At 57.1% G+C, this 23,343-nt stretch carries 25 protein-coding genes and 1 tRNA gene; 11 read left to right on the forward strand and 15 right to left on the reverse strand.

The window, feature by feature from the left end; all coding sequences use genetic code 11:
• Positions 1–136: 136 nt before the first annotated feature.
• Positions 137–2,509: a heavy metal translocating P-type ATPase gene (locus RR_RS01705; protein ID WP_004594578.1), complete on the forward strand. Its 2,373-nt coding sequence runs from the start codon at positions 137–139 to the stop codon at positions 2,507–2,509.
• Between the two features lie 63 nt (positions 2,510–2,572).
• Here RR_RS01705 and RR_RS01710 read toward each other — a convergent pair whose 3' ends face one another.
• The 3 genes from RR_RS01710 to RR_RS01720 all read right to left on the reverse strand — a co-directional run bounded on the left by RR_RS01710 (position 2,573) and on the right by RR_RS01720 (position 4,684).
• Entirely contained in the window at positions 2,573–2,755 is a 183-nt protein-coding gene (locus RR_RS01710; RefSeq protein ID WP_225935282.1) for a hypothetical protein, read from the reverse strand.
• 54 nt (positions 2,756–2,809) lie between these two features.
• Entirely contained in the window at positions 2,810–3,613 is an 804-nt protein-coding gene (locus tag RR_RS01715; protein WP_004594576.1) for a hypothetical protein, read from the reverse strand.
• A 996-nt stretch (positions 3,614–4,609) separates the two neighbouring features.
• A tRNA-Glu gene (locus tag RR_RS01720) sits at positions 4,610–4,684 on the reverse strand.
• A 98-nt stretch (positions 4,685–4,782) separates the two neighbouring features.
• Between RR_RS01720 and RR_RS01725 the strand changes: the two genes are divergently transcribed.
• The 3 genes from RR_RS01725 to RR_RS01735 all read left to right on the forward strand — a co-directional run bounded on the left by RR_RS01725 (position 4,783) and on the right by RR_RS01735 (position 6,671).
• Positions 4,783–5,346: a plastocyanin/azurin family copper-binding protein gene (locus RR_RS01725; protein WP_011222427.1), complete on the forward strand. Its 564-nt coding sequence runs from the start codon at positions 4,783–4,785 to the stop codon at positions 5,344–5,346.
• A 343-nt stretch (positions 5,347–5,689) separates the two neighbouring features.
• On the forward strand, positions 5,690–6,202 hold the full coding sequence (locus RR_RS01730) for a DUF7260 family protein (RefSeq protein ID WP_004594573.1): 513 nt from the start codon (positions 5,690–5,692) through the stop codon (positions 6,200–6,202).
• Positions 6,203–6,485: 283 nt separating this feature from the next.
• Positions 6,486–6,671: a DUF7333 family protein gene (locus RR_RS01735; RefSeq protein ID WP_011222429.1), complete on the forward strand. Its 186-nt coding sequence runs from the start codon at positions 6,486–6,488 to the stop codon at positions 6,669–6,671.
• A gap of 204 nt (positions 6,672–6,875) precedes the next feature.
• Here the strand turns inward: RR_RS01735 and RR_RS01740 are convergent, their stop codons facing one another.
• The 5 genes from RR_RS01740 to RR_RS01760 all read right to left on the reverse strand — a co-directional run bounded on the left by RR_RS01740 (position 6,876) and on the right by RR_RS01760 (position 11,155).
• Positions 6,876–8,030, reverse strand: coding sequence for a multicopper oxidase domain-containing protein (locus RR_RS01740; RefSeq protein WP_004594571.1), 1,155 nt, complete (start codon positions 8,028–8,030; stop codon positions 6,876–6,878).
• 168 nt (positions 8,031–8,198) lie between these two features.
• Complete coding sequence (locus RR_RS01745; protein ID WP_004594570.1) at positions 8,199–8,924, reverse strand: CPBP family intramembrane glutamic endopeptidase; 726 nt, start codon at positions 8,922–8,924, stop codon at positions 8,199–8,201.
• Between the two features lie 98 nt (positions 8,925–9,022).
• Positions 9,023–9,439, reverse strand: coding sequence for a disulfide bond formation protein B (locus RR_RS01750; protein WP_049909643.1), 417 nt, complete (start codon positions 9,437–9,439; stop codon positions 9,023–9,025).
• Positions 9,440–9,446: 7 nt separating this feature from the next.
• Positions 9,447–10,433 (reverse strand): thioredoxin domain-containing protein, encoded by a 987-nt coding sequence (locus RR_RS01755; protein ID WP_004594568.1) that lies wholly within the window; start codon positions 10,431–10,433, stop codon positions 9,447–9,449.
• 104 nt (positions 10,434–10,537) lie between these two features.
• Positions 10,538–11,155, reverse strand: coding sequence for a COX15/CtaA family protein (locus RR_RS01760; RefSeq protein ID WP_011222430.1), 618 nt, complete (start codon positions 11,153–11,155; stop codon positions 10,538–10,540).
• 70 nt (positions 11,156–11,225) lie between these two features.
• Between RR_RS01760 and RR_RS01765 the strand changes: the two genes are divergently transcribed.
• The 5 genes from RR_RS01765 (at position 11,226) to RR_RS01785 (ending at position 14,588) form a co-directional block, all read left to right on the forward strand.
• The gene (locus tag RR_RS01765) at positions 11,226–12,188 is read left to right on the forward strand and encodes a transcription initiation factor IIB (RefSeq protein WP_004594566.1); all 963 of its coding nucleotides are present in this window, start codon (positions 11,226–11,228) and stop codon (positions 12,186–12,188) included.
• 60 nt (positions 12,189–12,248) lie between these two features.
• Positions 12,249–12,476 carry a hypothetical protein gene (locus RR_RS01770; protein ID WP_004594565.1) on the forward strand — a complete coding sequence of 76 codons (228 nt, stop codon included), beginning with the start codon at positions 12,249–12,251 and terminating at the stop codon, positions 12,474–12,476.
• Positions 12,477–12,616: 140 nt separating this feature from the next.
• Positions 12,617–12,994, forward strand: coding sequence for a winged helix-turn-helix domain-containing protein (locus RR_RS01775; protein ID WP_004594564.1), 378 nt, complete (start codon positions 12,617–12,619; stop codon positions 12,992–12,994).
• Positions 12,991–13,269 (forward strand): DUF7521 family protein, encoded by a 279-nt coding sequence (locus RR_RS01780; RefSeq protein ID WP_004594563.1) that lies wholly within the window; start codon positions 12,991–12,993, stop codon positions 13,267–13,269. Before RR_RS01775 ends, RR_RS01780 begins: the two co-directional genes overlap by 4 nt.
• Complete coding sequence (locus tag RR_RS01785; RefSeq protein ID WP_004594562.1) at positions 13,266–14,588, forward strand: arylsulfotransferase family protein; 1,323 nt, start codon at positions 13,266–13,268, stop codon at positions 14,586–14,588. The genes RR_RS01780 and RR_RS01785 overlap by 4 nt, the downstream gene beginning before the upstream one ends.
• Here RR_RS01785 and RR_RS01790 read toward each other — a convergent pair.
• The 6 genes from RR_RS01790 to RR_RS01815 form a co-directional block, all read right to left on the reverse strand.
• Positions 14,585–14,968 carry an STAS/SEC14 domain-containing protein gene (locus RR_RS01790; RefSeq protein WP_004594561.1) on the reverse strand — a complete coding sequence of 128 codons (384 nt, stop codon included), beginning with the start codon at positions 14,966–14,968 and terminating at the stop codon, positions 14,585–14,587. The two genes, RR_RS01785 and RR_RS01790, sit on opposite strands and share 4 nt — an antisense overlap.
• A gap of 26 nt (positions 14,969–14,994) precedes the next feature.
• The gene (locus tag RR_RS01795) at positions 14,995–15,930 is read right to left on the reverse strand and encodes a cation diffusion facilitator family transporter (RefSeq protein WP_004594560.1); all 936 of its coding nucleotides are present in this window, start codon (positions 15,928–15,930) and stop codon (positions 14,995–14,997) included.
• 21 nt (positions 15,931–15,951) lie between these two features.
• Complete coding sequence (locus RR_RS01800; RefSeq protein ID WP_004594559.1) at positions 15,952–16,389, reverse strand: hypothetical protein; 438 nt, start codon at positions 16,387–16,389, stop codon at positions 15,952–15,954.
• Between the two features lies 1 nt (position 16,390).
• Positions 16,391–19,075 carry a heavy metal translocating P-type ATPase gene (locus RR_RS01805; RefSeq protein ID WP_004594558.1) on the reverse strand — a complete coding sequence of 895 codons (2,685 nt, stop codon included), beginning with the start codon at positions 19,073–19,075 and terminating at the stop codon, positions 16,391–16,393.
• 126 nt (positions 19,076–19,201) lie between these two features.
• Positions 19,202–19,390, reverse strand: a complete 189-nt coding sequence (locus tag RR_RS01810) for a DUF7333 family protein (protein ID WP_004594557.1) — start codon at positions 19,388–19,390, stop codon at positions 19,202–19,204.
• Positions 19,391–19,410: 20 nt separating this feature from the next.
• Positions 19,411–19,815 (reverse strand): DUF7541 family protein, encoded by a 405-nt coding sequence (locus RR_RS01815; RefSeq protein ID WP_004594556.1) that lies wholly within the window; start codon positions 19,813–19,815, stop codon positions 19,411–19,413.
• 481 nt (positions 19,816–20,296) lie between these two features.
• Here RR_RS01815 and RR_RS01820 point away from each other — a divergent pair, with 481 nt between their 5' ends.
• Positions 20,297–20,563: a hypothetical protein gene (locus RR_RS01820; RefSeq protein WP_004594555.1), complete on the forward strand. Its 267-nt coding sequence runs from the start codon at positions 20,297–20,299 to the stop codon at positions 20,561–20,563.
• Positions 20,547–22,058: a hypothetical protein gene (locus RR_RS01825; protein ID WP_004594554.1), complete on the forward strand. Its 1,512-nt coding sequence runs from the start codon at positions 20,547–20,549 to the stop codon at positions 22,056–22,058. Before RR_RS01820 ends, RR_RS01825 begins: the two co-directional genes overlap by 17 nt.
• Before the next feature lie 60 nt (positions 22,059–22,118).
• On the opposite strand, the gene RR_RS01830 is transcribed toward RR_RS01825, so the two are convergent.
• On the reverse strand, positions 22,119–23,189 hold the full coding sequence (locus RR_RS01830) for an iron transporter (protein ID WP_011222433.1): 1,071 nt from the start codon (positions 23,187–23,189) through the stop codon (positions 22,119–22,121).
• Positions 23,190–23,343: the final 154 nt, after the last annotated feature.

Consider the following 23,343-nt stretch of genomic DNA (forward strand, 5'->3'; position numbering starts at 1 on the left):
CTCATCTTCCACGTGCGCGCTTTGTGGTAGGGCTGTCCCTGACGATAGAGTCGTGGGTGAGAACGACACCGTCTTCTGCTGTGATGGATGTCGAAACGTCCATCGAGTACTCGGTGGCGATGGAGTCCACAGTCGGATGGACCCGACAGACGACCCCATGCGCGAGTCCGGTGCTGGGGCGGGCGAACGCGATGCGGATACCCCTCGATTAGGGTCTGAGGAACGAGCTTTCTTTCAGGTCGACGGGATGCACTGTGCGACGTGTGAAGCATTTCTTGAATCAGTCGCCGAGGACTGCGAGGGTGTTGTAGACGTGGCAGCAAGCTACGTCACCGAGACGGTTCGTATCACATACGACCCTGATCGCGTCTCGAAGGAAACTCTCTGTGATACCCTGAGTACACTCGGCTATTCGGCAACCCTCCGTGCTGGAGGGAGCGATGACACACCGACTATAATCGGACAGTCGCGCCGGTCGGACGAGCCGAATGAACGAGGGATTGACGAGGTGCTGGGATTCCGTTACGCTGCTGGCGTCATTTTCGGGACGTTCATGCTCCTCCCATATGCGGTCCTCCTCTATCCGGCGCAGCTCTCGTCGTTCTTTGGTGAGGGGACGCTCGATATGTACGCGAGTACGTCCGGGATCGGCGGTGGAGATGGCCTGTTGATCCTCCCGCTCTTTCTCGTTCTGACGGGTGTCGTCCTCGTGTTTACCGGCCTGCCGCTGTTACAGGGTGCGTATGTCAGTCTGAAGATGCGACAGCCGAATACGGACTTTCTCGTCGCGATCACCGTGGTGAGCGCCTACGTGTACAGCACGATTGCCTTTCTCCTCGGTCGACTCGACGTTTTCTACGACCTCACGATCGTGGTTGCCGCGAGTGTGGTGGCCGCCATCTTCTACGAATCACTGAGCAAGCAGCGAGCGATGGATCGCCTGACGAATCTCACTATCTCCCACGTCACCGAAGCCAGGCGGTATGGCGCCGATGGGACGACGATGGTCGACGTACACAGTCTGGAACCCGGGGAACGGGTTCTCGTCCGTGAGGGCGAACGCATCCCAGTCGATGGTGTTCTCGCTGAGAGTGAGTGCACGGTCGATGAAGCGATCGTGACGGGCGAGTCGCTCCCGGTATCGAAACAAGCTGGGGACGAGGTCGTCGGCGGGGCGGTCGTCACAAATGGGGCTGCTGTCCTCACGGTGAGCGATGGGACAACCAGTAGTATCGATCGCCTCGTCACCTCTGTCTGGAATCTCCAGAGTGGGGATCACGGTGTCCAGCGGCAGGCCGATAAGCTCGCGTCAGTCATCATCCCGGTCGTCGTCGGTGGGGCGGTACTCGCTGGATTGGGGTCGCTTCTGGTGGGGACTGGTATTCCCGTCGCCGTCCTGACGGCGCTGGTAGTTCTCTTAGTGGGATGTCCGTGGGCACTTGGCCTGGCAACCCCGCTCTCGGTGGCAACCAGTATCGAACAAGCGGTAGAGCGGGGCATCGTCATCTTCGACGAGACAGTCTTCGAGCGCCTTCGGAACGTCGACGTCGTCGTCTTCGACAAAACAGGGACTCTCACGACCGGCCAGATGGATGTCCTCGAGGTGGATGCACCGTCGGATCTCCTTGAAACCGTCGCGGCCCTCGAACAGCGAGCATCCCACCCAGCGGCCGACGCAATCGTGAATACGTTTGCACAAAGGAATCAGGAGGGCGATCGCTCAAGAGCCGATGGGGGGGTTGCCGATGGCAGTGACCACGAGTACGCAGCGGACATCACCGAATTCACGAGCCACGCGACCGGCGTCGAAGGAGTCGTCGAGGACACGCGCGTTCTCGTCGGGAATCTCGATCTCTTCGCGGAACTTGGGTGGTCGGTGAGCGAGCAGATCGAGACGCGTGCCGCAGAGGCACGAACGGCCGGTCACCTTCCGGTCGTCGTCGGTCGTGACGGTCATGCAGAGGGCGTCGTCGTCGTGGGGGACGAACCACGGGCAGGTTGGGATGACACACTCACGCAGCTGAATGACCGTGATATCGAGATCGTTGTTCTGACCGGTGATGACGAGGCTGCTACTGACTTTCTCGACAGTCATCCTGCCGTCGATCACGTGTTTGCGGGGGTCCCGCCGGCAGGCAAGACCGCGACGATCCGGCGGTTACAGTCCCGGGGACAGGTTACAATGGTTGGTGATGGAACGAACGATGCACCGGCTCTTGCGACCGCAGACCTGGGAATCTCGCTCGGTGGTGGAACGGCACTCGCGTCCGATGCCGCGGATATTTCTATCGTCGATGATGACCTCGCGGCGGTGGAGACGACGTTCGATCTCGCAGATGCAGCTCGTCGGCGTGTCAAACAGAACAACGGGCTAGCGCTGCTCTATAATGGGGTCACGATGCCACTCGCAGCGACGGGGTTGCTGAATCCGGTGTTCGCGATGGGTGCGGTCGTGGCGACCGGCGGTCTCCTCGCAGCGAATTCGTTTCGAGACCTGCTTCACGAGTAGCGGCACCAACCCAGCGAAGCGGCAGATACCTGCTGTAACCGGGTGAAGACGATTCCTATCGCTTCATTCGAGCAATTCAAAGGCACCGAGCCCCGCGTACCCGACCGCAAAGCCCGCAACGATGATGCCTCCGGAGAGGACTTGGTAGAACGGCGTCGACGGGAGGAAGCCGGTTGCGAAGGTGCCGACAACGATCAGTACCGCTGCCAGTTCCAAAAACACGTACTGACGACGTTTTCCCCTCATATATTGAGGCATTTGTCCCCCTAGGTACCGTGAGATCACAGTAGATACCTTACCTCAGTCCGCCGGGATGATGGCAGCCGATTGATCGGGCTGTCGGGCTGCTTGGACCGAGTAGATTAGGCTCCCCGTGAAGAGGACGAAGCTTCCAACGATGAATACTGCACTGAGCGGCGAGGCCGAATCGACGAACACCCAGTAGAGAGGGGCGGCAATCGATGGCCCGGCAGCAAGTACCGCGATCTTCGCGACGAGTGGCCCACAGCATCCACAGGTACACGTCCCGACGATTGCAGCGCTTCCGGCGGTCCCTTCGGTCATGCCGGCTCGTTCCTCGACGCGCCAGTGACGGGCGATGAGAGCGGCGTTTAACCCGATGAGTGCGCTTAGCATCCCGACGACGATGACCTGGCCGGGTGACAGGGCTAGGAAGAACGGGATATGTATGAACGGGAGATGCGGAATCGCGATTTCGAGCGTCGGCCACGATACTAGCTGATAGATTGCGGGTAGAACGACGACCGTCACCTCTTCGGGGAAGCCCTCCTCGGGGAAAAACGAGAGGTATCCTGTTATAGAGACGAAAAAGAGTGCTAACACGACACCGACGCCGATGCCGAAGCGACGCGCAACCGGATCACGCATGACTGCGCGAATGACACTCCCTGCGTCCTTCCAGACAACGTAGCCGACTAGAATTGGTGTTCCGAGGACGATTGCGTACCCAAGTGGGTGTGTATCACTTGCCAGTCCAGGAATGAGGTAGGGGTACGAGATCCACAATCCCATGAGGATGCCGAGGAACGTGTATCGTGGGCGGGATGGCCAGCGGAGCCACCCAACGATGAAGCTCGCGACCATGATGCCCAAGCCACTCAGTAGGGCCAACGGCTGATACCACGACCGGGGGAACGGCATCGAACTCGCAGTATATGTCGGATCTGGGGAGAGCCCTTCGAAGAGAATTGCTCCGAGTGCCGTGATGGAGATCCCGACAAATACGCCGTAAAGGGCGGTTGTTGAGGTGATGCGATCGGTCCGTTTGAGAAGGATGAAGCCGCCGAGAATAACGGCACCAACGAAAGCAAGAAGTACACCGTGTCCTTGCGAGAGTCCACCGCTTCCGGTTGTACCGTGGGCGGACGCGACGGGAACCTGAGTGAGCGTAACAATTGCGGCAAGAAGTACAGAGAGTGGCCGAACAGACCCGATTCGAGTGGTCTGTCCACGGGAGGGATCTCCACGTGGGTGACGCTCTTCCGGTGACATTATTCTGTCTTGGACAGAGAGGCACTTCTACCTGACTGATTTACCTCTGATATCCTGGGCTTGACTGTCGTTAGATCCTGCTGGCTGTGGAAATATCCCCCTCCGAAAGTACGATCGGCACGGTGAATTCACTCGCCGTCCAGAAATACGAGGAACTGTATATGCTTGAAGAACCAGACCGGAAGAACGGCTCCAACCCCTGCAGCGAGTAGGAGACTATTCGATGCTGTCCACACGATCTGTCCAAGTACGGTGCCAATAATCAAGACGCCGTTGTATGCAATCGCATTCACCGCTAAATCGCCTCTTGACTCAGCCCGGGGCCATTTGATGAGACTGGGCCTGATTGCTGACGTCCGGCCGGATACTACTGCGATGAGAAGTCCGAGTAGGCCGGATACAAACCAGCCGAGTACAGCCGGTGGCCAGTTGTATACAACCGTTGCGGTGGCAAGAACAATCAGACACGGACTGGTGATTGTACCGATCTCTACGGAGGCATAGCGGGTCAAAATGTGTTCCTCAGTCCCTTGTTGTGCGGTAGCCATCTGTGAGGGTTATGGGTAGGGCAGTGGATCAGATCGGGGATGCTCCGTCGAGGATTTGAACCTCGGTCCTCGACGTGAGATGCCGAGATGGTTGGCCGAGCTACACCAACGGAGCAGCTTCAACTTGGAGCTTCAGTACTTCAGGTCTGGTCGGTGTCCTATTCAGTGGGAATCCGCCGTTTCCCCTTATGTTGGGGTCTTTGATAATGTGGTATGGAGCGTCGACAGGTTCTCAAGACAGCCGGAATTCTCGCAACAGGTGGCGTAACTGGTCTCGCTGGATGCAGTAGTTCGGGGAACGGAGACGGTGGCGGTGAGCCGACCACGACTGAAACGCAGGAGACAGCTGGTGGGTCTGGAGACTCGAATACTGTTATGATGGTCACTGACGGGAGCGAGTATTATTTCGATCCCATTGGTCTGTTCATCGAATCCGGGGAAACTGTGACATTCGAAATCCAGAGCGGCAGTCACTCGGCAACCGCCTACAAAGAGGGAACGAGCTCAGCATCAGTTACCCGGATTCCCGAAAGCGCAGAAACGTTCAATAGCGAAACGCTGAGTGAACAGGGCGCAACGTTCGAGCACACGTTCGAGACCACGGGGACGTACGATTACTTCTGTATCCCGCACAAGACTCTGGGGATGGTCGGTCGGATCGTCGTTGGCGAACCCGGCGGTCCCGCGGAGGGGAGTATGCCGCCGGACGGAGACGTCCCCGAAAGCCAGACCATCGTTGATCAAGGCAGCGTCTCGTACAGCTCGTTCTCCGGGTAGGCGGCCGCGTATACTGCGAGCTGTGCGCTCCGGAATCGCTTGTACACCATATGGCCGACATTGACTGTGCTTCGGACCGACAGTATGGAGACATACGCTGTCGATGACACTCGCACAAGGCCCGTGGCCGACATACACGGATGCTGCCCTCGATAGTGTTCTACGAGAACGACGTGAGGTTGAGCGCGAATGTCAAGCCTTCCAACGGTTTCGCCAGCGTATCCAGACCGTCGACACACAGACTCCTCGGTTCGAACGGTCCGTTGTTGGAGTGGATCAGAACCTTACATCCGAAGAGAAGTCGGTCCGTAATACCATCGAGCCGTGGTATCATGATACTGTGATGGCGGTCGACCACTACGGCGACGTGTACGGTGATTCGTTCGAGGCGAGCCTCAGTGCCGAATTCGGGGCCGATGTGTTGCTCCTGATCTCAGAAGCGACTACGTTCTCACCGCTCATCAAACAACGGCTCCTCGAGGCCGCACAGCAGTGTATTGACAACCGCCGAGTCTTTCTGGAGAGCCTCCAGGATGAATTCACTACCCTCAAAGACGTGCAATCTACAGTTCAAGAGATTCGAGAGGCGATAGCAGAACTTGATTCTACGAAATTACAGGGGAACTCAGATATTGAACTAACCGACCGATACGAGACGCTTCATACGTTGAATGATGAATGTAAGAGTTGGATCCAGCAACGGCAGGAGGAAATCCACGCTCATCGAATCGATCGGTCGGCAGACGTGGATGCCTACACTGACCTCTGTTCATATCTCTATGAGGGTCTGGAGGTTGATTATCCGGTATTGGCGACGTTTGTCGATATCTTGGAGATCATCTCCCAATATGAGTAGTCCTCTCTTTTACCTCCTACTCTGTCTTGACGTCGTCCTATGGCTGAACAGTAGTTGCTGATTTGGCTGCGATTAGTGCTGGCAAACTCAGCGATGGAATCGAGGAACTCCGTGCACCGGGTGCACGGCTTTCAGAATCGGCGTGAGTGGGCGTCGAACATGTTAGATAATCGACTCCGGCAATGACTGTGAAAGGGTGGGCTTCCGCTCGCACCGTGTCAATACCGGCTTCCAGCAAATCTACTTTGTTAACGGTTTTGTCTATCCGGTCACAACTGTACATATGGAATTCGACTTTGTGCGCTCGGTGGCCCCCCTTGTCGTAATTGTCGCCGTCGCGGCGATTGCGCTCACGACCGTGATGACCTCCTCGACGGTCTTTATGATGGTTCTGCCCTCGATGATTATCTTCTCGGTCATCGCGTTCTTCCTGGGAATGAAACATGGCGAGTTCCGCGCCAGTGCATAATAGGCCGACCCAGTAGCCGGAATCCGCTGTGTTGCGGTCCATGCTAGCCCCCAGCTGTGTTGATTCAGATTATTTCGATGACCGGTTCGCAGTCCTAGCGACGGCTGTTTTAGCGGGGTGATGTCGAACCAACAGGAGTCCACCTGGGTTGGGTAACCCCTATCGTTCAGTTAGATCCTGTCCTGGTCGTGGTGTAGAGGGTCTCTACGTGGAGTAGCCAGCGTACTCCATAAGTTGGTTGAAAATGTCAGTATCCATGACGGACCGATAGACCACGCCGGTGAGCATCCCGCCGGGATAGAACGTGCCGTTCATCACGTGGTTGACCTTGTGGCAGTGCATCAGGTAGATGCCGGGGTCTGCATCGGCAGTAAATTCGATCGTGTGTCGTTCAGCGGGGGCGACGTTCGTGACGTCCATGTCGTGGCGGGCAGCCTCTGGAATCGTCCCGCCGTCCTTTTCGACACGCTGGAAGCGGTGGTTATGGATATGCATCGGGTGCGACATGTATCCACCGTTGACGAGGTGGATGCGAACTGAGTCGCCCTCGTCGACGATGATCGGTGAGCCTTCTTCGGGGTGCAGCGTTCGGGGTGCGCTCTTCCCGTTGACGGTGAACACGTCCGGATTGCGACTGGCCGAATTGTATGTGAAGTCCGCCTCACCGGCCCACTTCCGCGGAACCCGCGAATCCCAGTCCTTGATCGTCATGAAGTATTCGCGGTCCGCCGGTTCGTAGCCTTCGGGATCAACTCGGTAGATCCCGTACATGCCCATGTCGATATGCCGGTGGGTCTGGAAGTGGCAATGGTAGAAATGCGTTCCAGGGACGTTAGCGGGAATCTCGTAGGTGTGTGTCTCCCCTGGCGGGACCTGAATCCCGGTCGTCGTCGGGACGCCGTCGTTCTCCCACGTCTTGCGAATTCCGTGGAAGTGAATCGTGTGGGGACGTCGGCCATCGGTGTTGTCGAGTGTCACCTCCATCGCGTTACCCTCGGTCGTTCTGAGAATTGGGCCTGGGACGCTGGGGTCGTTGTCGTCGGCCTGGAACGCCCAGACGCGTGGGAATTCGACGGGCCCACCCATTGTATCGAGCGGGTGGACGGCGTGGCGGGCCTGTTGAGTCCGCATCGTCACTCCACCACCCTGCTCGTCGACGTTGACGACTGTTGGAGGGCTGGTGTAGGGGAGATTAGGCGAGTCAGTTTGTGTCTGCGTGGCCGTATCGCTCGTTGCTGCTGGCTCGTTAGCTCCGCCCGCCGAACAGCCTGCTAACGAAGCGATACCCGTCGCGCCAGTTGCCGCGAGAAACTCACGCCGGGACAGTCCGGTTCCGGGTGCGCCGAAACGTGTGGTCATGATACACTCGGCATTTTGGTTGGCCTAAACATAGGGCGACTGCGGTGTCCCAATTCACGGGACAGTGCGTGGATATGTTCGGCAAAAGGCGAATGGAGATGGCGGCTTTTTATTTATACTTGTTCGCCGTTAGGAGTCTGAAATTGAGACGACAAAGTGGTCAGATTTTTAGAGTCCGCCCGTCGCCGTCAGATAGGCCCCTGCAAACTGCACCGCGTTATACGTCCCGTGAATCACAGCCGGCACTGTGAGGTTGTCCGTATACTCGTACGCTGCTCCCAGTACTAAGGCCAGGACGAATGCGATACCGATGTACACCAGTTTGCCTTCCCCTGACAACGAGAAGAGATGGATCGATGCGAACAGAGCGCTTGCGAGGATGATTGCACGAGCCGGATGGAGACTTTCACGGAGGGTGCCCTGTACGAGGCCCCGGAACAACAGCTCTTCTCCCGGGCCGACTAACAGGAATTGAAGGGGGATCAGAAGAAGGAATACACTCGGATTTTGTCGCCCGACCTCGACGATCTGATTCTGAGCCGAGTTCAGACCGAGGGCTGTGATTACTGAGGACGCCACAAAGAGCAACCCCAGGATCGCTATACTCCCGCCAACAATCACTGCTCCATCACGCTTGTCAGGTGAACGAACTGGAACGAATCCCAATCCGAGATCACGGCCTTTGAGATAAAGGATGGCGATGCCCCCAAACGTCACTCCTTGGAGGAAGAACGTGCTCACAACCAGTCTGAGGGCTGGGCGCGACGCGAGGTCGACTCCGAACAACCCGACTACCGTCGCGACGGCAAGGATTACGATAGCCCCCGCGACGTATGATCCATACGTGAGACCAATCGCCGAGGCGACAGACCGGAAACGAGATATCGACGACATTAATCAGATGTGAGCGTAGGGCTCCACCCTACAAGCTGGCTTCGATAGGTCGATTCCGGCGCTATTCATTCCAAGACATCCCGCGGTAGTGATTTTGTTCATAGCTGACGTTCAGGTTCGACGAGGTTGGATCCAGCGAGGACTGTAATTATCACGAGCACGAACGCGATGAGTGAGAGATTCGGAATTGTAAGTCCGAGCACCGGAGCCTGCCACTGGACAACTGCACAGGGGCCAGCAAAGGTGCATGAGGCCGTCGTTGCTTGGAGTACGGAGTGATATCCCGCGATTGAAGCTCCCACCACGGATAGTGGCACGACTGTTCGCCAGATTGTGTTGTGGCTCTCGAGGGCGGCAACGCCGAGAACGACGACAAGCGGATACATGAGGATACGTTGGTACCAGCAGAGGGTACACGGAACGAGACCGAGGCCGAGACTGAACCAGAGGCTTCCCAGGGTTGCAATCGCCGCGACGCCTGCCCCGCCTGCAAGCCAGAATCGTCCGTCGGACATCCATGACTCAGTTTGATCCAGCTGCATCTTCGATCAGCTGTCTTACTCGCTCTTCGTTTCCGAGTGGATTGACCGTCATGCCATCGATGAGGAGCGTGGGTGTGGCATCGACACCGACATCGCTCGCAGCCCTGTCAGTCGCCCGCAGCGCGTCGTCATACTGATTTTCTTGGATGGCCGTGCGGACCGACGCTGTCTCGGAGACGCCTGCGGCCTGAGCAAACTCGACCAATCTCTCGGCGGTCGCCCACTGGTCGCTCTCGGGTGGTTGATTCCCGAACACGTATTCGTGAAACGCCCAGTATGAGGCTGGGTCGGTGTTCCAGACGGCTAATCCGGCCTGACCGGCTGCCGGTGCATCGGGGCCCAAAAATGGGTCGCCACCGATATATGCCAGATTGCGGAACTCGAGCGCAATTGTTCCTGGTTCCACGTAGTCCGTCACGAGTTGTGAAAGCATCTCCGTACTGAACTGGGCGCAGTACGGACACTTCCAGCTCCCGAAGTATGTGACCATGACATCGGCATCAGCAGACCCCATCGTCGCATAGCGGAAGTCTCCAGGCGAGTCGGGAATCGGGGCAGTGGTAACGGCACCCGTATCACCTCCAGCAGTCGCGCCGTCATCCGGCTCAGTGCTCGTATTGTTAGAGAGAGCGGTGGCGCCGATCACGAGACCGGCAGTGGCGGCACCACCACCGCCGAGGAGAAGCTGTCGGCGGGTTAGTCCTCCGACAGCAGCTCCAACACCTCCCTCGGAGAGCCGCTCTGAGAACGTGAGTGAATCAACGGCTGTCTCAGCCCGTTTGTAATCCACACCTGAGAGGTCGTCGGGGTGCGCGACGAGCCAGTGTCTGTAGAGCTGCTCGTCAGTCTCGTCACCGAGTTGTTCGCCACAATAATGGCAGGCGCTGTGAACGTTCCATGTGTGGTCACGCGCTGCTCCAGCTGTTTCGAATTGATCTGTACAGATCGGGCAGGTATGGGCAGTCATTCGTGATCACTACTCCAAGTGTAGATTTCATAGGCTCCGTGTTCTGCTCTCATAGTGAGCTGAATCGTCGGTATCTGTGGCATTGTGTTATACGCAAGGGGTCATCAGCGGCGGAGATATGCGACGAGGCAGGTCGTCAGGAGACAGAGGAGAATGAGAATTGCCACGCCCAGATGCGTCGTCACGATGGTCGGTTGGAGATCTTCCGTGACGGTCAATCCTCCGAGGATAACCTGTAACGGAAGGAGGACGAGAGCGGCCGTGGCCGACCATTTGACAATCGGGGTATTACGGTGTGTCACCCACGCTCCAAGGGTCGTGCCGACGATCAGAACCCCGGCCGTCATCGCCAGTCCACGGTGAGCCCACTCAGCGAAGATTTGGAGTGCAGAGTATGGCGAGTTAGCAATGATCTCGGGTTGAAGGAAGGGGACCCACGTCCCGTAGCAGGTCGGCCAATCGGGACAGGAAAGTCCAGCACCGATTGCACTGGTGTAGGCTCCAAGAAGCATCACAATATACGTCACTAGTAGCGTCAAACTGGCGATATGCCTGTACTCGACCGGAATCCTTGAAATCGCGGTTCGTATATCGTGCCTGCGGAGTCGGGCTTGAGACATAATATTGGGTAGGGACGTTGACTTGCGGTGTGACGAGTTGATGTCTTGGAGACAAAGTGTTAAGCCGGATTCCCAGCGAGTGGGACACCGCCTGCTATTCATTGAGGAGCCGTCTCATGATACTGTTAAGAAGACACACGGTTTGTAGGGAAAACCCCTATATGCCAATAGTATGATGGCTCAAGAACATACCCAGGAACGGTCAATAGATGAACGCGACCGCGAGGTGAAGTCTGCCAACGACAACATCTGTCCCGAGTGTCAGGGTCATATTACACGGACTAGCGACAGCGGTGAGGCGACCTGCGAAAGCTGTGGGTTGGTTTTTGAAGATAATCCAATCGACCACGGTCCTGAGTGGCGTGCGTTCACTTCAGAGGAACGCGATGAAAAGAGTCGGGTCGGGGCTCCGACGACGCAGCTGATGCACGATAAGGGTCTGAGTACGACTATCGGCTGGCAGGACAAGGATGCCTACGGACAGGCTGTCTCTGGTCGCAAACGTGCTCAATTACAGCGCCTCCGGACGTGGGACGAGCGGTTCCGTACGAAGGATGCTCACGAGCGGAATCTCAAGCAAGCGCTCGGGGAGATCAGCCGCATGGCGTCCGCTCTGGGACTTCCTGAATCGGTTCGGGAAACTGCAGGCGTCCTGTACCGGCGTGCTGTGGAGCAGAACCTGCTCCCCGGTCGCTCGATCGAGGGTATGTCGACGGCGTCGTTGTATGCGGCTGCTCGACAGCACGGAATGCCACGGCCGCTGACGGAGTTCGCCGATGTCAGCCGTGTCGAGAAAATCCGGATCCAGCGAGCGTACCGATATCTGTCCCGAGAACTTGGGCTGGAGATCGAGCCGGAGGATCCCATGCAATATATTCCACAATTCGCGTCATCGCTCGACGTGAGCGACGAAGCAGAACGGCGCTCTCGAGAACTGCTTGAGGTAGCTACAGATAATGCCGTCCACAGTGGAAAGAGTCCAGCCGGGTTGGCGGCTGCCGCTCTGTATGCTGCGACCCACCTCACGAACGAACAGCTCACACAGGAGACGGTGAGTGAGGTCGCCCACGTCAGTCGAGTCACGATCCGAAATCGATACCAAGAGCTTCTCGAGGTGTACGCGCAGTATGACTGACCGGATAGCCCCTGCCGGGCGAAATCCAGCTACTGAGTGGGTCATGATACGATATTTACCATGAGCGAGTTCTCAATACAGACCGAGGTCGAGATATTGGAGCTGCTCGTTGATGAGTCACCGTGCCATGTGATGGAGATCACTAACGCCGTCGATGGACACCCGATCACCATTGACCAAACGTGTGCTCACCTCCATAGTGAGGGCTGTATTGTTCCACTGGGGAGGGGTCTCTACGAGATCACAGACGCAGGCGAACAACGACTCGAAATTCAGCACGATTCATAATTGTGTCACCATGTCTCCCCTCTTTCGATGGATCGACCGTCATGACTCTGGAACCACGATCCCGACTGAGTTCGTGGGACCAATGGGATGCCTCTCCAGCAATCGGACACCATATCCCGAGGACCACGTATTATCGAATAATGGGAGATGATTCAGTGTCGTCCGAGGACACTCCGGAGGTACAGGATGTCCTTGATGCGCTGGATGATCCCGCGTGTCGGGCTATTCTCCAGGAAACTATCGAACCAATGACTGCGAACGAACTCCTCGACGCATGTGACATCCCCAAGTCGACGCTGTATCGAAAATTAGAACTCCTCAGTTCCGCTTCCCTCGTTCGAGAACAGGAGACGATCAACCCCGGAGGTGGACGGGTTACCTACTACGAGCGGTCGTTCGAGGACGTCACGATCTCTATGGACGACACAGGTACGTTTTCGGTGAGCGTCGATCGGCCGCCGAAATCTACAGACGAACGGCTTGCAGATATCTGGTCGATGATGGGGGACGAAGTATGAACGGCGTCATCACGGCGATTGCAGTCGTCAAGTTCGTAATCCTGCTTCTCGGTGGCGGGATTACCTATATTGCATTTAAAGCCTATCGACGTACGGGTGCGGATTCGCTACGTGTCCTTGGTGTCGGGTTCGGTATCATCACACTCGGGGCAATTCTAACTGGCGTGGCCAACCAGTTCTTTTCTGTCGGATTGGCCCTCGGCGTGCTCATCAACAGCCTGTTCGTCGCCCTTGGCCTCGCGGTCATCATGTACTCGCTGTATATCCAGAAATGAACCCCGTTCCGAATGTTGCCGTTCCTGATCTCCGTCGGGGTAGCTACCTAATCCTTTTCGGCGTTGTTCTGTTCGTTCTCACGCTTGTTAGCAGTGCAATGCTCGCCCCTGCGATTGGGACGGCTTCGGAGACAGACCAGACGTCCCGAACCTTGGTCGGGTCTCAGGGGGGTGGCCCAGGCTGGCACGAATACGGCAGCGTCTATCTTCTCAACGGGACGAACACTACCTGGCGTGAATCGAGTGCTGATAGCTATTTTGACGTCACACAAACGGAGAACGGAACAGTGTTAGCCGGGTTCATGGACAGCGGGTACGCTTCGTGCGGACCGTACGAGTCTCCCTGTACCCGAACGGGATTCCGAGTCATTGACCCCGGGAAAGACCTGCAGGTGGTTTCGGAGTATAGCTTCCCGGTGCGAACGAACAAGAACAGCGAAGTCCACGATGTCGAACGACTCGAATCGGGAGAATACTTGGTCACCGATATGGAGTACGAGCGTATCTTTACTGTCAAGAACGGCGAAGTCACGTGGCAGTGGAATGCGAGTTCGTTCTACGACGCCCCACAAGATCCGACGACGACCGACTGGCTGCACATCAACGACGTGGACGTCATCGGCTCTGGGCGCTATCTCGTCTCAGTACGGAATGCCAACCAGCTACTCGTTATCGAGCGCGGCGAGGGCGTCGTTGAGGTTATCAATGAGGATACGACCGATTCGAACGATGCCAATTGCCGGAAATCCGGCCAGTTGAACGACTATGACAATGATGGCGATATTCGATGCGGTGACCCCGACGTGCTCAACCACCAGCACAACCCCCAGTGGCTCGGGGATGGTGCCGTCCTCGTTGCCGACAGCGAGAACGACCGAGTCGTGGAACTGCATCGAACGGAGGGCGGTAAATGGGAGCCAGCGTGGGCTCTTGATCGGGCAGCGGGTGTCGAGCTCGATTGGCCCCGGGATGCGGATCGCCTCCCGAACGGAAACACGCTTATCACCGACACGCTCAACCGGCGACTCGTAGAGGTCGACGAATCCGGGACTGTCGTCTGGAGCGTTCGAACAGAGCGTATCCCATACGAAGCCGACCGACTGCCCTACGGTGAGTCTGTCGGAGCCCCGAAGTACACGACTAACGGAAGCAGCGTCGACAGCCCTGACGCCGGCGTGCCGGTTCTCTCACTACTGCTGGTCGGGCTTCGGGCAGTCGTTCCGTCAACGCCATTCTGGTTCCGGGAACCACAACTTGGACTGACGCTTGTCTCTACACTCCTCATTGTCGTCGGCGGAGTTGATCGTATTCGTAACTAAATTTCCTCTCGAAGCCAGTCGAGAGCTCGCTCGCGTTTCTTGATGTCGAAATATCGCATTTCGTTGGGGGCGACTGGCCAGATCGGTCGGATTGCATACCACCAGTCGAACAGGAGTTTTGCCCATCGTGTATCGCCGACTGCGGCGTACCGGTCGATATCGAACTCAGGGCCGTACCGGAGATCGGGAACCACCCCGTGGAGGTGTGTGAGAAACGCCCTGAACGTCCAGTTCGGAACTTCCTCGTACACGTGGATGTACCCGTGCTTATCGCTCTTTTCGACGAGGAGTGAGTACAGCTCTTGATAGCCTGTTCGCGTGCCCTTCCCGACGCGAATCGCAATGAGGTTCTCGTTCGTCTCGTCCAACACCTCGAACATTTGATCGGGTGCTGTGTGGGACATCGTTAGTGGGAGTGATTCGTCGTACCGACAGGGTCAGTATCGGGATCGGTACGCCCGACGAGCTCCACGGTTGCGTGGTCGATTCCTCGATTCGTGAGATAGTCGTGAACCCGTGACTGGATTCTCCGTTGCTCCTCGAGTGTGGTCGACGTATCTGTCAGTCGGACGGTTGCGACGGTGAGTTGACTACAGACTTGCCAGACGTGGAGATCCTCAATCTGGTCGACGCCATCGAGTGTCGTCAATTCATCCCGGAGTTCTTCGGACGACACCGGGCTCCGTTCCAACAGGATCGAGGTGCTTTCCCGGAGGACGTTCCCGGCCGACGCGAGCACCAGCAGCCCAATGAGTACGGCCGCCACAGGGTCTGCGATGGGGAGATCGAACACTGCGACGGCGGCGGTCGAGACGATTACCGCAACAGAGCCACCGGCGTCACCGAGCAGGTGGTAGAACGCCCCGCGCTCGTTGAGACTCATCTCACCACCCTGCAACACGTACACGGAGCCGATGTTTACCAGCAGGCCACCCGTAGCGATGATCAGCGTCAACTCGGGATTGATCGCCACTGGCTCAAGGAACCGCTGGTAGGACTCCCAGACGATGTATCCGACCATTGGAAGGAGCAAGACGCCGTTCAGGAAGGCCGCAACCGGCTCCAGTCGGTGGAGACCGTACGACCACGCCTCGCCACCCTCGAACCGTTCGGCGGTGTAGCTCGCGCCGAACGCCATCGCGTACGCCAGCATATCGAACAGCATGTGGAGTGCGTCGCTGATAAGCGCGACCGACCCGAACAGGAGTCCACCAGCCAGTTCGATGACGAATCCAAAGAAATTGACGACCGCGACGAGCGCAAGCCGACGCGTACTGCCACTTGATTTAGACGGGAGGTTGTGCTCTGCGGTCTCCTCATCAGTATGCTCGTGAAGGGTCATAAGTTCACATTAGAGGGGGTTCTATTTCGAATCTGAGGATTCCGGTTGTTCCTGGGTAGATTCCTGGGCCCCGTCTTCACTCGTCACCATCGAATCCTGCGCCGTTGATTCAGTGCTATCCGAAGAGGTAATCTCCTCATCGGCTCCCTCCGGTTCTGGTTTGGACCGCTCCGATTCTTCGGAGAGTGATGTATCTTGGGCGGAGGAGCCCGCGAAATCGAGCGGACGAAGCCAGATGAACCAAACCACAAATACGGTTGTGCCATAGCCGACGATCCACACGAGGTCAGCAACTGCAGAGAGGTTCGCCTGTTCGAAGGTGTATACCAACAAACCGGGCCCGATGAGCCCAATGAGCACAACGAGGACGGCAAACTGCGGAGACGAGAGTCCGAACGGGTATCGTTGCTGATCTGCCTCCGTATGGGATGTTGCGTTTCCCTCATTCTCTGCACCCATCTTACCCCTCCGAAGCGCTGGTTTCGGTGTCTGTCTCCGGCGTGATTCGAGAGAGTCGCATCGCGTTCCCGGTGACGGCCGTCGTCATTCCGGCATCGCCAGCGAGGACGGCGAGCCAGATCGGGACGTATCCGAACGGGACTGCGACTGCCAGCCCGGCTTTGACAGCGAGACTCGACCAGATGTTCTGTCGGATGACCCCGTTCGCATCGTGTGCGAGTTCGTAGAGGTACGGGAGCTTTGCGAGGTCATCACCCATCAAGGCGATGTCGGCGGTCTCCAATGCGGTATCAGTCCCGGCAGCCCCCATCGCCACGCCGACTGTGGCGGTGGCGAGCGCCGGTGCGTCGTTGATGCCGTCACCGACCATCGCAACGCCGTCGTACTCCTCGACGAGCTCCTCGATCGCCGTCACCTTGTCCTCGGGGAGTAATTCGGCCTGGTACTCGTCGACGCCGACCTGTTCGGCGATCGCGCGGGCAGTCCGCTCATTGTCACCCGTCAGCATCACCGTTCGGGAGACGCCGAGTTGCTTGAGTCGCGTCACTGTTCGCTTCGCTTCGGGTCGGATCTCGTCGGCGACTGCGATGACGCCTTCGAGTTCGTCTTCGGTTCCAACGAGGACAACGGTCTTCCCTTCTGCTTGGAGTTCGGGAACGGTCTCGTCGAGAAGGTCGAGGCAGTTGTTCCGGTCGCATATCTGCCGAGCTGTCTGGGTGACGACACCGCCGTCAGTGGTCGCGTGGACGTGTGATAGGTCGAATCCCAGCTCCTCGAACAGCCCCGGCTTGCCAGCGAAGTGGGGCGTCCCGTCGAGGTCGGCCCGGACGCCCTTGCCGGTGATGCTCTCGAAATCATCGATCTCGCGCTCGGCGACTCCCATGCTGCCGGCCTCAGCGACGATCGCCTCGCCGATGGGATGTTCGCTCCGTTGTTCGAGCCCGCGGGCACACCGGAGGACGTCTTCCTCCGAATTTTCGTTTAATGGAACGACGTCAGTGACGGTGAGCTCACCTTTCGTGAGCGTCCCCGTTTTGTCGAAGGCGACGACGTCGACGGCCCCCATCGCTTCGAGGTGGTTGCCGCCCTTGATCAGGACGCCGTTCTTCGCGGCGCTCGTAATTCCCGACACGACGGACACGGGTGTCGAGATGACGAACGCACACGGGCAGGCCAGTACCAGTAACGTCAACCCGTAGACGACGGCCGTGGGCCAGGTCGTGCCGAGAACGTACGGGCTTCCCACCGTCGTCAAAATGGCGAAGGCAACGACGACTGGCGTGTAGTACGTTGAGAAGCGTTCGACGAATTGCTCGCGCTCGGTCTTGTTCGACTGGGCATCCTCGACCATCTCCACGATTCGCGAGAGCGTGTTATCACCGGCTTCAGAGGTAACCTCTACCTCAAGATAGCCCTCTTCGTTGATCGTGCCGGCGTATACCTCATCTCCCATCGTCTTGTCGACGGGTACGCTTTCGCCTGTGATGGGTGCCTGATTGACGGCGCTTTCACCGTCGACGACGGTTCCGTCCATCGGGATCTTCTCCCCCGGTTTGACGACGACCACGTCGCCGACAGCGACCTCGTCGACAGGAACTGTCTCCGTGGTATCGTCCCGTTTGACGGTTGCCTCATCCGGTGAGAGGTCCATCAACTCCCGGAGCGAGTTCCGAGCGCGATCCATCGAGTACCGCTCCAGCAGCTCGGCGATACTGAACAGGAACGCGAGGGTGGCCGCCTCGAAGTAGAGCGCCTCACCGAAGGCGAGGCTCGCAACGAGTGCTCCGAGGATAGCCACCGACATCAGGAAGTCGATATCGAGGTTCAGATTCCGAGCGGAGTAGTAGCCGTTGCGGAAGATCTCCTGACCACCGGACGCGACGGCAACGAGGAACAGTACGTCGGCGACGAGCAGCTCCGTTCCGAGAAGGCTTGCAAGCTGTACATTCTGCCCGGTCAGGAAGAACTCGAAGAGCAAGCCGAGAGCGACGAATCCACCGCTGATCCACGTCTTGAGTGCTCGTGGACTCGTCCAGATGCTCTCGCGTTCCTCAGTCGGGTCCTGCCGTCCTGATTCGTCGCTCGACGTGTCTGTAACCTTGTACCCGGCACGTTCGATAGCGCCGATGATATCGGCTTCTCCAGTCCTCGAAGAATCGTACGTGACGACGACGGTTCCGGTCGTCGGCTGGGTTTCGAATGTTGTAATTCCCTCGACCCTCTCGAGAGCGTTCTCGATTTTGCCAGCACACGACGGGCAATCCATTTCCGGAACCGTGAATTTCGAGGACACTTCGCCGGTGTCCTCCACGGTGTACCCGGCCTTTTCGACCCGATTAGCAATCGCGGTGGCACTCGTTTGTTCGCCGTCGTATGAAACGGTCAGCGTCCCTTTCGTCACTTGCGGGTCGACGCTGCGGATTCCGTCCAGTTTTTCGACGCTGTTCTCTACCTTTCCTGCACAGGATGGACAATCCATCTCCGGGACCGCGAATTGTGCAACGTCCCCTTGGTCTATGGGTGGAGAAACGTCGTCGACGCCCTGTTCTGTGTGTTGGGCGTGTTCGTGATCACTGTGGTCGTGGTCATGCGTGTGACTATGCTCGTGGGACCCTTCTTCGTGTTCGTGGGCGCGATCCGGTGGCTCACCACTCCTGTTGTGGGAATCGTCGTCGGGGGAGGTCATCACTCTCCCCTAGCCACTACACATTTATTAAATCGACTGCTATAAAACACCCATTTTCTGCCAATACCTAATAAATACTTTGCCCTATATTATTAACTCGGCCGTTGTCTCATCTCAAATGCAGACCTAAGTATGGTTTGCTCGATACTCACCGTGTTTGACCTCGAGGAAGAGCGTAAAGACTCCAAACACGACGAGGCCGACGCTCACCATCATGACTGTACTTTTGCTCGTCGGACTCATCATCGTCCCACCAATTATGAGGGTGAGCAGGACCCCGAACGCGATTACCGTTTTCGTGTTATCGAATTCCATCGATAGTTTGTTACTGAAACTCAATCAGATGTTGTTTCCGACGTCTCTGCTGTCGATACCGTTGCGCGGGTCTTCCTTCGAACGAAGCCTACCCAGACAAGTGCACCAACGAGACACAGGATACCAGCGATCGCAATCGATTGACCGCGGATTGTCGTCCCGGTCTGGTTCTGTGTGATCAGCAAGATACCGATGCCGAAGAGGACGAATCCTTGAACACCTGCTGCTTTCGCTGGTTCAGTAATATACTCCGCCTCTGTGAGAATGCCAGCAACAGATCCGACGAACAACAACAGTCCCGCAACAGAGACAGGACGAAGGCCGAGAACGACACCGACCTCCGAGAGAGCAAATCCAATAGCGACAAAGAGTGGCCATGGACTCGCTCCCGTGAAGGTTGAATCCGTGTCTTCGGAATCGCTCATTATCTCGAGTTGAGCTTCACGATATAATAAATCGGCTGTTATTGATACCCCTATAGTTAATAGAAAATGGCTGTAATTCAGCCGTTAGTTAATATTGGTGCGGTATAACCTCACAGTCTGAAGCTGGTAATACTGCTTAGTCCCGATTCTCCGCGCTATCCCATCTTACGGTCAAATGGTTTTATAGAGACGCTCTGCCTACTCTTTTTTATGTGCATCTACTGCGACGCCTACGAAGAAGAGCGAGAAACGGAGAGTCAGTCTCCAGTCGAAGACAACCACTCTGAACAAAAGACTACTTCCACGCTGTCAAAGGGAGCGTTTGGACAACTTCGTTCTTCGCTAGCAGATCTGTTGTAACCGACCATTCTGGCCATTGATGACGCCACGTAGGTCGATACGCGAGCGGAGAAGTTCGAACGTCGAACCAGAACGGTTTCAACGCTGACTGGCCTACGGCCGAATAACAGCTTTCGAGAGTATGTCATACGAAGGCACTACGGTTCCACGGCGTGACTCACCTGCAGGGGAGTGTGATTACTGTGGGCATCCGTTCCCGACGACCGACCGCCTCGTCCTCCACAAAGGCTTAGAACATCCCCAAGAGCTGGATGACGACGAGGAGGACGCATTCCTCTCTGCCCGAGCAGACGAAGAAGACGAGTTGCGTACACTCCGTCTGAAAGCGCTTGGAGCCCTCGTGCTCCTGTACTTCGGTCTTCTATTCATGTATGCTATCTTTGCCTGACTCAGATACGAACACCGGGGCAAGCGAAGAGGTACACATAGAGTCAGGTCCAGGGTCGAGGCTTCGTCATTGGGTCGTCTCGAACACGAAGCTCAGACTCTTCGTACAGTTTGTACTCTGGGTCTCGATACTGACGCTGTTTACCGAAACAGTCGCTGCCGGTAACGGGATGACGCTCTCGAAGCAGCCTCGGGATACCCTTGCCGTTCCCCGATGGCTGTATCTTGCCACTGGCGGCGCCACGATCGGCGCCTCTGCCCTACTTGCGAGCTTCGTTACTGATCGAGCCTTTATCCGCTATCTCCACAACTGGTCACTCCCCGGTCCGACGGTCGACGACTGGTGGACACCGATTCGATGGATCGGACGTAGTTTTGGGATTGTCGTCCTTGGACTGGCAGTGTATCTCGGACTGACCGGACCGCAGCTCCCGACAGCAAGCTTCACCATTCTCGTCACATTTGTCGTCGTTCGAGCGGGCTTGCCGATGCTTACGTATCTTGGAGGGAACGTTTGGCCAGCACTGAACCCCTGGCGAGGGATCGTCTCGCTTCTCCCAGCTGGACACAGAACGTATCCAAGAGAATTAGCCCGATGGCCAGCTGTCGGTGGCCTATTACTCCTTGTGTGGATTGAGGTGATTTTCCCTGTCAGCACGATTCCGTCAATTCTTTCGCTTGCGATCCTCGGCTACAGTGCCGTCACAATCGCAGGCGCAGTACTCTTCGGTCCTGACGCGTGGTTCGAGAACGCAGATCCGTTATCCGTCCTGTTCCGATTTTTCGGGGCTGTCGCCCCTGTAAAACGGCGGGACGGGAAGCTCACTGTAAAACTGCCCGGTAGCGACCTGACTGACTCAGACTTAATCACGGACACCTCCGATGTTGCGTTCGTCATTGCGCTGATTTGGGAGCTCACGTACAGCGGCTTCATCACGACGCAGACGGGCGCAGCAACTACCGAGGCACTCGTCAGCCTCTCCAATATTGGAGTGGGAGCCGTACAGATTCGTGCGATCCTCATCTACACACTCCTTTTCGTCAGTGGCTACGTCGTTTTCTTCGCCGCGTATTGGTATGCGGGCGTACTCTCTCGGCGACGGACCGGGACATACATCACAGCGAAACGTATCGCCTTTCGGTTTGCACCCTCGCTATTGGCCATCGCAGCGGGATATCACCTCGCCCACTACACCGGACTGGCTGTATCCCTCAGTCCGGCTCTAGGCATGGCAATTCTCTCTCCACTGTCGCCCCCAGCGAATCCCCTGACATTGTCTCCACCTGGGTGGTTCGAGGGTTTGAGTATCGCCTACGTGCTCATCGGGCATCTCCTCGCTATCTGGGCAGCGCACGCGACCGCCTACGAACTCTTCTCGAGTCGTCTCGTCGCAATCCGGAGCCAGTACCCGTTCATCGGTGTGATGATCGGGTACACCGTTATTAGCCTCTGGATTCTCTCACTTCCAGGAGCGACGCCCCCATATCTACCCTGATTCTGGTGGTTTCGAGAGAACAACGGATCGCACACTAAGGTCAGAACTCAACCAGAAAGATCACTCGGCAGTGAACTCAATCGGGTCCATGTCGAGAAACGCGGTTTCGTAGCCGTCGTGGCGCGCCAGTTGGGGTGGTGTCTCTACAGTGATTCTGACCGTATCGCCAGTCTTGAGTTCATCAATACCCATCCCATAGAAACTCCCGAGGTCAGGATCAAGGGACGCTTGGAGTGTCCCTTGTGTGATTGTATCCCCTCCACGGTCGAGTGTTGCTGAAAGAGCCATCCTCGGAAGCATCACGCGATTGTAGGGTGTGCGTGGAGAAACGATTAGGAAGGGTCCTTCAGTATCACTAAACCGATGGTCACCGTCAACGAGAGCAACCAGCATCGTTGCGTCACCGGATTGCCCTTCGTGGAGTAGTCGACCGGGAAGCTCGGATTTTGTCGGCACGACCGGTTCAGGAATCATTTCCATATCCATTAGATCGACTGTCCCACGGGTGCCTGCTTTGTCCCCTAACCGGCGAATCTCCAAATTGTACGTCTCATCCGTATCGAACGTGAACTGCATCGTGGCAGACTGTCCCTCTGTAAATCGCCCGTTGAATGGACTCGTACGAGCTGTCTGCAACGGGCCAACCTGGAGCGTCACATCGTACTGTCCTTCCCCCGGGAGAGCGATATTGTCGCCGTAGTGGAACCCCATATTCGGCGAGATCATCGGCCAGAGGTTGGTCGAGGACACTCGACCGTCGCTGTTACTGATTTCGACAGAGACGTCGACCGGGAGGATCGTCTCCGTCTCGGTGTCCCAGACACTCGCCATCAGATGCACCGAATCATCCGACTGAACGACGACTTTCGTCTTTCGTGAGCCAGTGAGGTTCCAGAAACGGTGCGGGAAGGAGTGCATCAGTGCAAATCCGAGACTGCCTGCCGTCGTCGTTCCGTACATTCCCATCCCTTCGATGATTGCCGGATAGTAGACCGCGTCAGGTCGATCCTCCACGATCGGTGGATCACGCCATGCAGACTGCGTCTCGAATCCGAGCCGCCCCAGGCAACCAGACAGTACCAGGCCCCCCGAGAGAGCAGTCCCCTGTTTGAGAAACGTTCTCCGATTCATGTTCTCCTCTGAGATACTATGTTTGGTAGATTCATTGAGTCGACCTCGCTGTCGTCAACCGGGGGTTTCTGTAACTGCCAGCCTCGGCCATTCTGTGACTGTCTACGCTAAGCGAACGACGAATCCGGTGAGTACCAGGAGTGAGACAACGCCA

The sequence above is a fragment of the Haloarcula marismortui ATCC 43049 genome (genome assembly GCF_000011085.1).
GTDB classification, from domain to species: Archaea; Halobacteriota; Halobacteria; order Halobacteriales; family Haloarculaceae; genus Haloarcula; species Haloarcula marismortui.

Coding starts and splice junctions, on each gene's coding strand:
- RR_RS01705 (WP_004594578.1), top strand. CDS start 137: ATGGACCCGACAGACGACCCCATGCGCGAGTCCGGTGCTGGGGCGGGC.
- RR_RS01710 (WP_225935282.1), bottom strand. CDS start 2,755: ATGAGGGGAAAACGTCGTCAGTACGTGTTTTTGGAACTGGCAGCGGTA.
- RR_RS01715 (WP_004594576.1), bottom strand. CDS start 3,613: ATGGTCGCGAGCTTCATCGTTGGGTGGCTCCGCTGGCCATCCCGCCCA.
- RR_RS01725 (WP_011222427.1), top strand. CDS start 4,783: ATGGAGCGTCGACAGGTTCTCAAGACAGCCGGAATTCTCGCAACAGGT.
- RR_RS01730 (WP_004594573.1), top strand. CDS start 5,690: ATGGCGGTCGACCACTACGGCGACGTGTACGGTGATTCGTTCGAGGCG.
- RR_RS01735 (WP_011222429.1), top strand. CDS start 6,486: ATGGAATTCGACTTTGTGCGCTCGGTGGCCCCCCTTGTCGTAATTGTC.
- RR_RS01740 (WP_004594571.1), bottom strand. CDS start 8,030: ATGACCACACGTTTCGGCGCACCCGGAACCGGACTGTCCCGGCGTGAG.
- RR_RS01745 (WP_004594570.1), bottom strand. CDS start 8,924: ATGTCGTCGATATCTCGTTTCCGGTCTGTCGCCTCGGCGATTGGTCTC.
- RR_RS01750 (WP_049909643.1), bottom strand. CDS start 9,439: ATGTCCGACGGACGATTCTGGCTTGCAGGCGGGGCAGGCGTCGCGGCG.
- RR_RS01755 (WP_004594568.1), bottom strand. CDS start 10,433: ATGACTGCCCATACCTGCCCGATCTGTACAGATCAATTCGAAACAGCT.
- RR_RS01760 (WP_011222430.1), bottom strand. CDS start 11,155: ATGAATAGCAGGCGGTGTCCCACTCGCTGGGAATCCGGCTTAACACTT.
- RR_RS01765 (WP_004594566.1), top strand. CDS start 11,226: ATGATGGCTCAAGAACATACCCAGGAACGGTCAATAGATGAACGCGAC.
- RR_RS01770 (WP_004594565.1), top strand. CDS start 12,249: ATGAGCGAGTTCTCAATACAGACCGAGGTCGAGATATTGGAGCTGCTC.
- RR_RS01775 (WP_004594564.1), top strand. CDS start 12,617: ATGGGAGATGATTCAGTGTCGTCCGAGGACACTCCGGAGGTACAGGAT.
- RR_RS01780 (WP_004594563.1), top strand. CDS start 12,991: ATGAACGGCGTCATCACGGCGATTGCAGTCGTCAAGTTCGTAATCCTG.
- RR_RS01785 (WP_004594562.1), top strand. CDS start 13,266: ATGAACCCCGTTCCGAATGTTGCCGTTCCTGATCTCCGTCGGGGTAGC.
- RR_RS01790 (WP_004594561.1), bottom strand. CDS start 14,968: ATGTTCGAGGTGTTGGACGAGACGAACGAGAACCTCATTGCGATTCGC.
- RR_RS01795 (WP_004594560.1), bottom strand. CDS start 15,930: ATGACCCTTCACGAGCATACTGATGAGGAGACCGCAGAGCACAACCTC.
- RR_RS01800 (WP_004594559.1), bottom strand. CDS start 16,389: ATGGGTGCAGAGAATGAGGGAAACGCAACATCCCATACGGAGGCAGAT.
- RR_RS01805 (WP_004594558.1), bottom strand. CDS start 19,075: ATGACCTCCCCCGACGACGATTCCCACAACAGGAGTGGTGAGCCACCG.
- RR_RS01810 (WP_004594557.1), bottom strand. CDS start 19,390: ATGGAATTCGATAACACGAAAACGGTAATCGCGTTCGGGGTCCTGCTC.
- RR_RS01815 (WP_004594556.1), bottom strand. CDS start 19,815: ATGAGCGATTCCGAAGACACGGATTCAACCTTCACGGGAGCGAGTCCA.
- RR_RS01820 (WP_004594555.1), top strand. CDS start 20,297: ATGTCATACGAAGGCACTACGGTTCCACGGCGTGACTCACCTGCAGGG.
- RR_RS01825 (WP_004594554.1), top strand. CDS start 20,547: ATGCTATCTTTGCCTGACTCAGATACGAACACCGGGGCAAGCGAAGAG.
- RR_RS01830 (WP_011222433.1), bottom strand. CDS start 23,189: ATGAATCGGAGAACGTTTCTCAAACAGGGGACTGCTCTCTCGGGGGGC.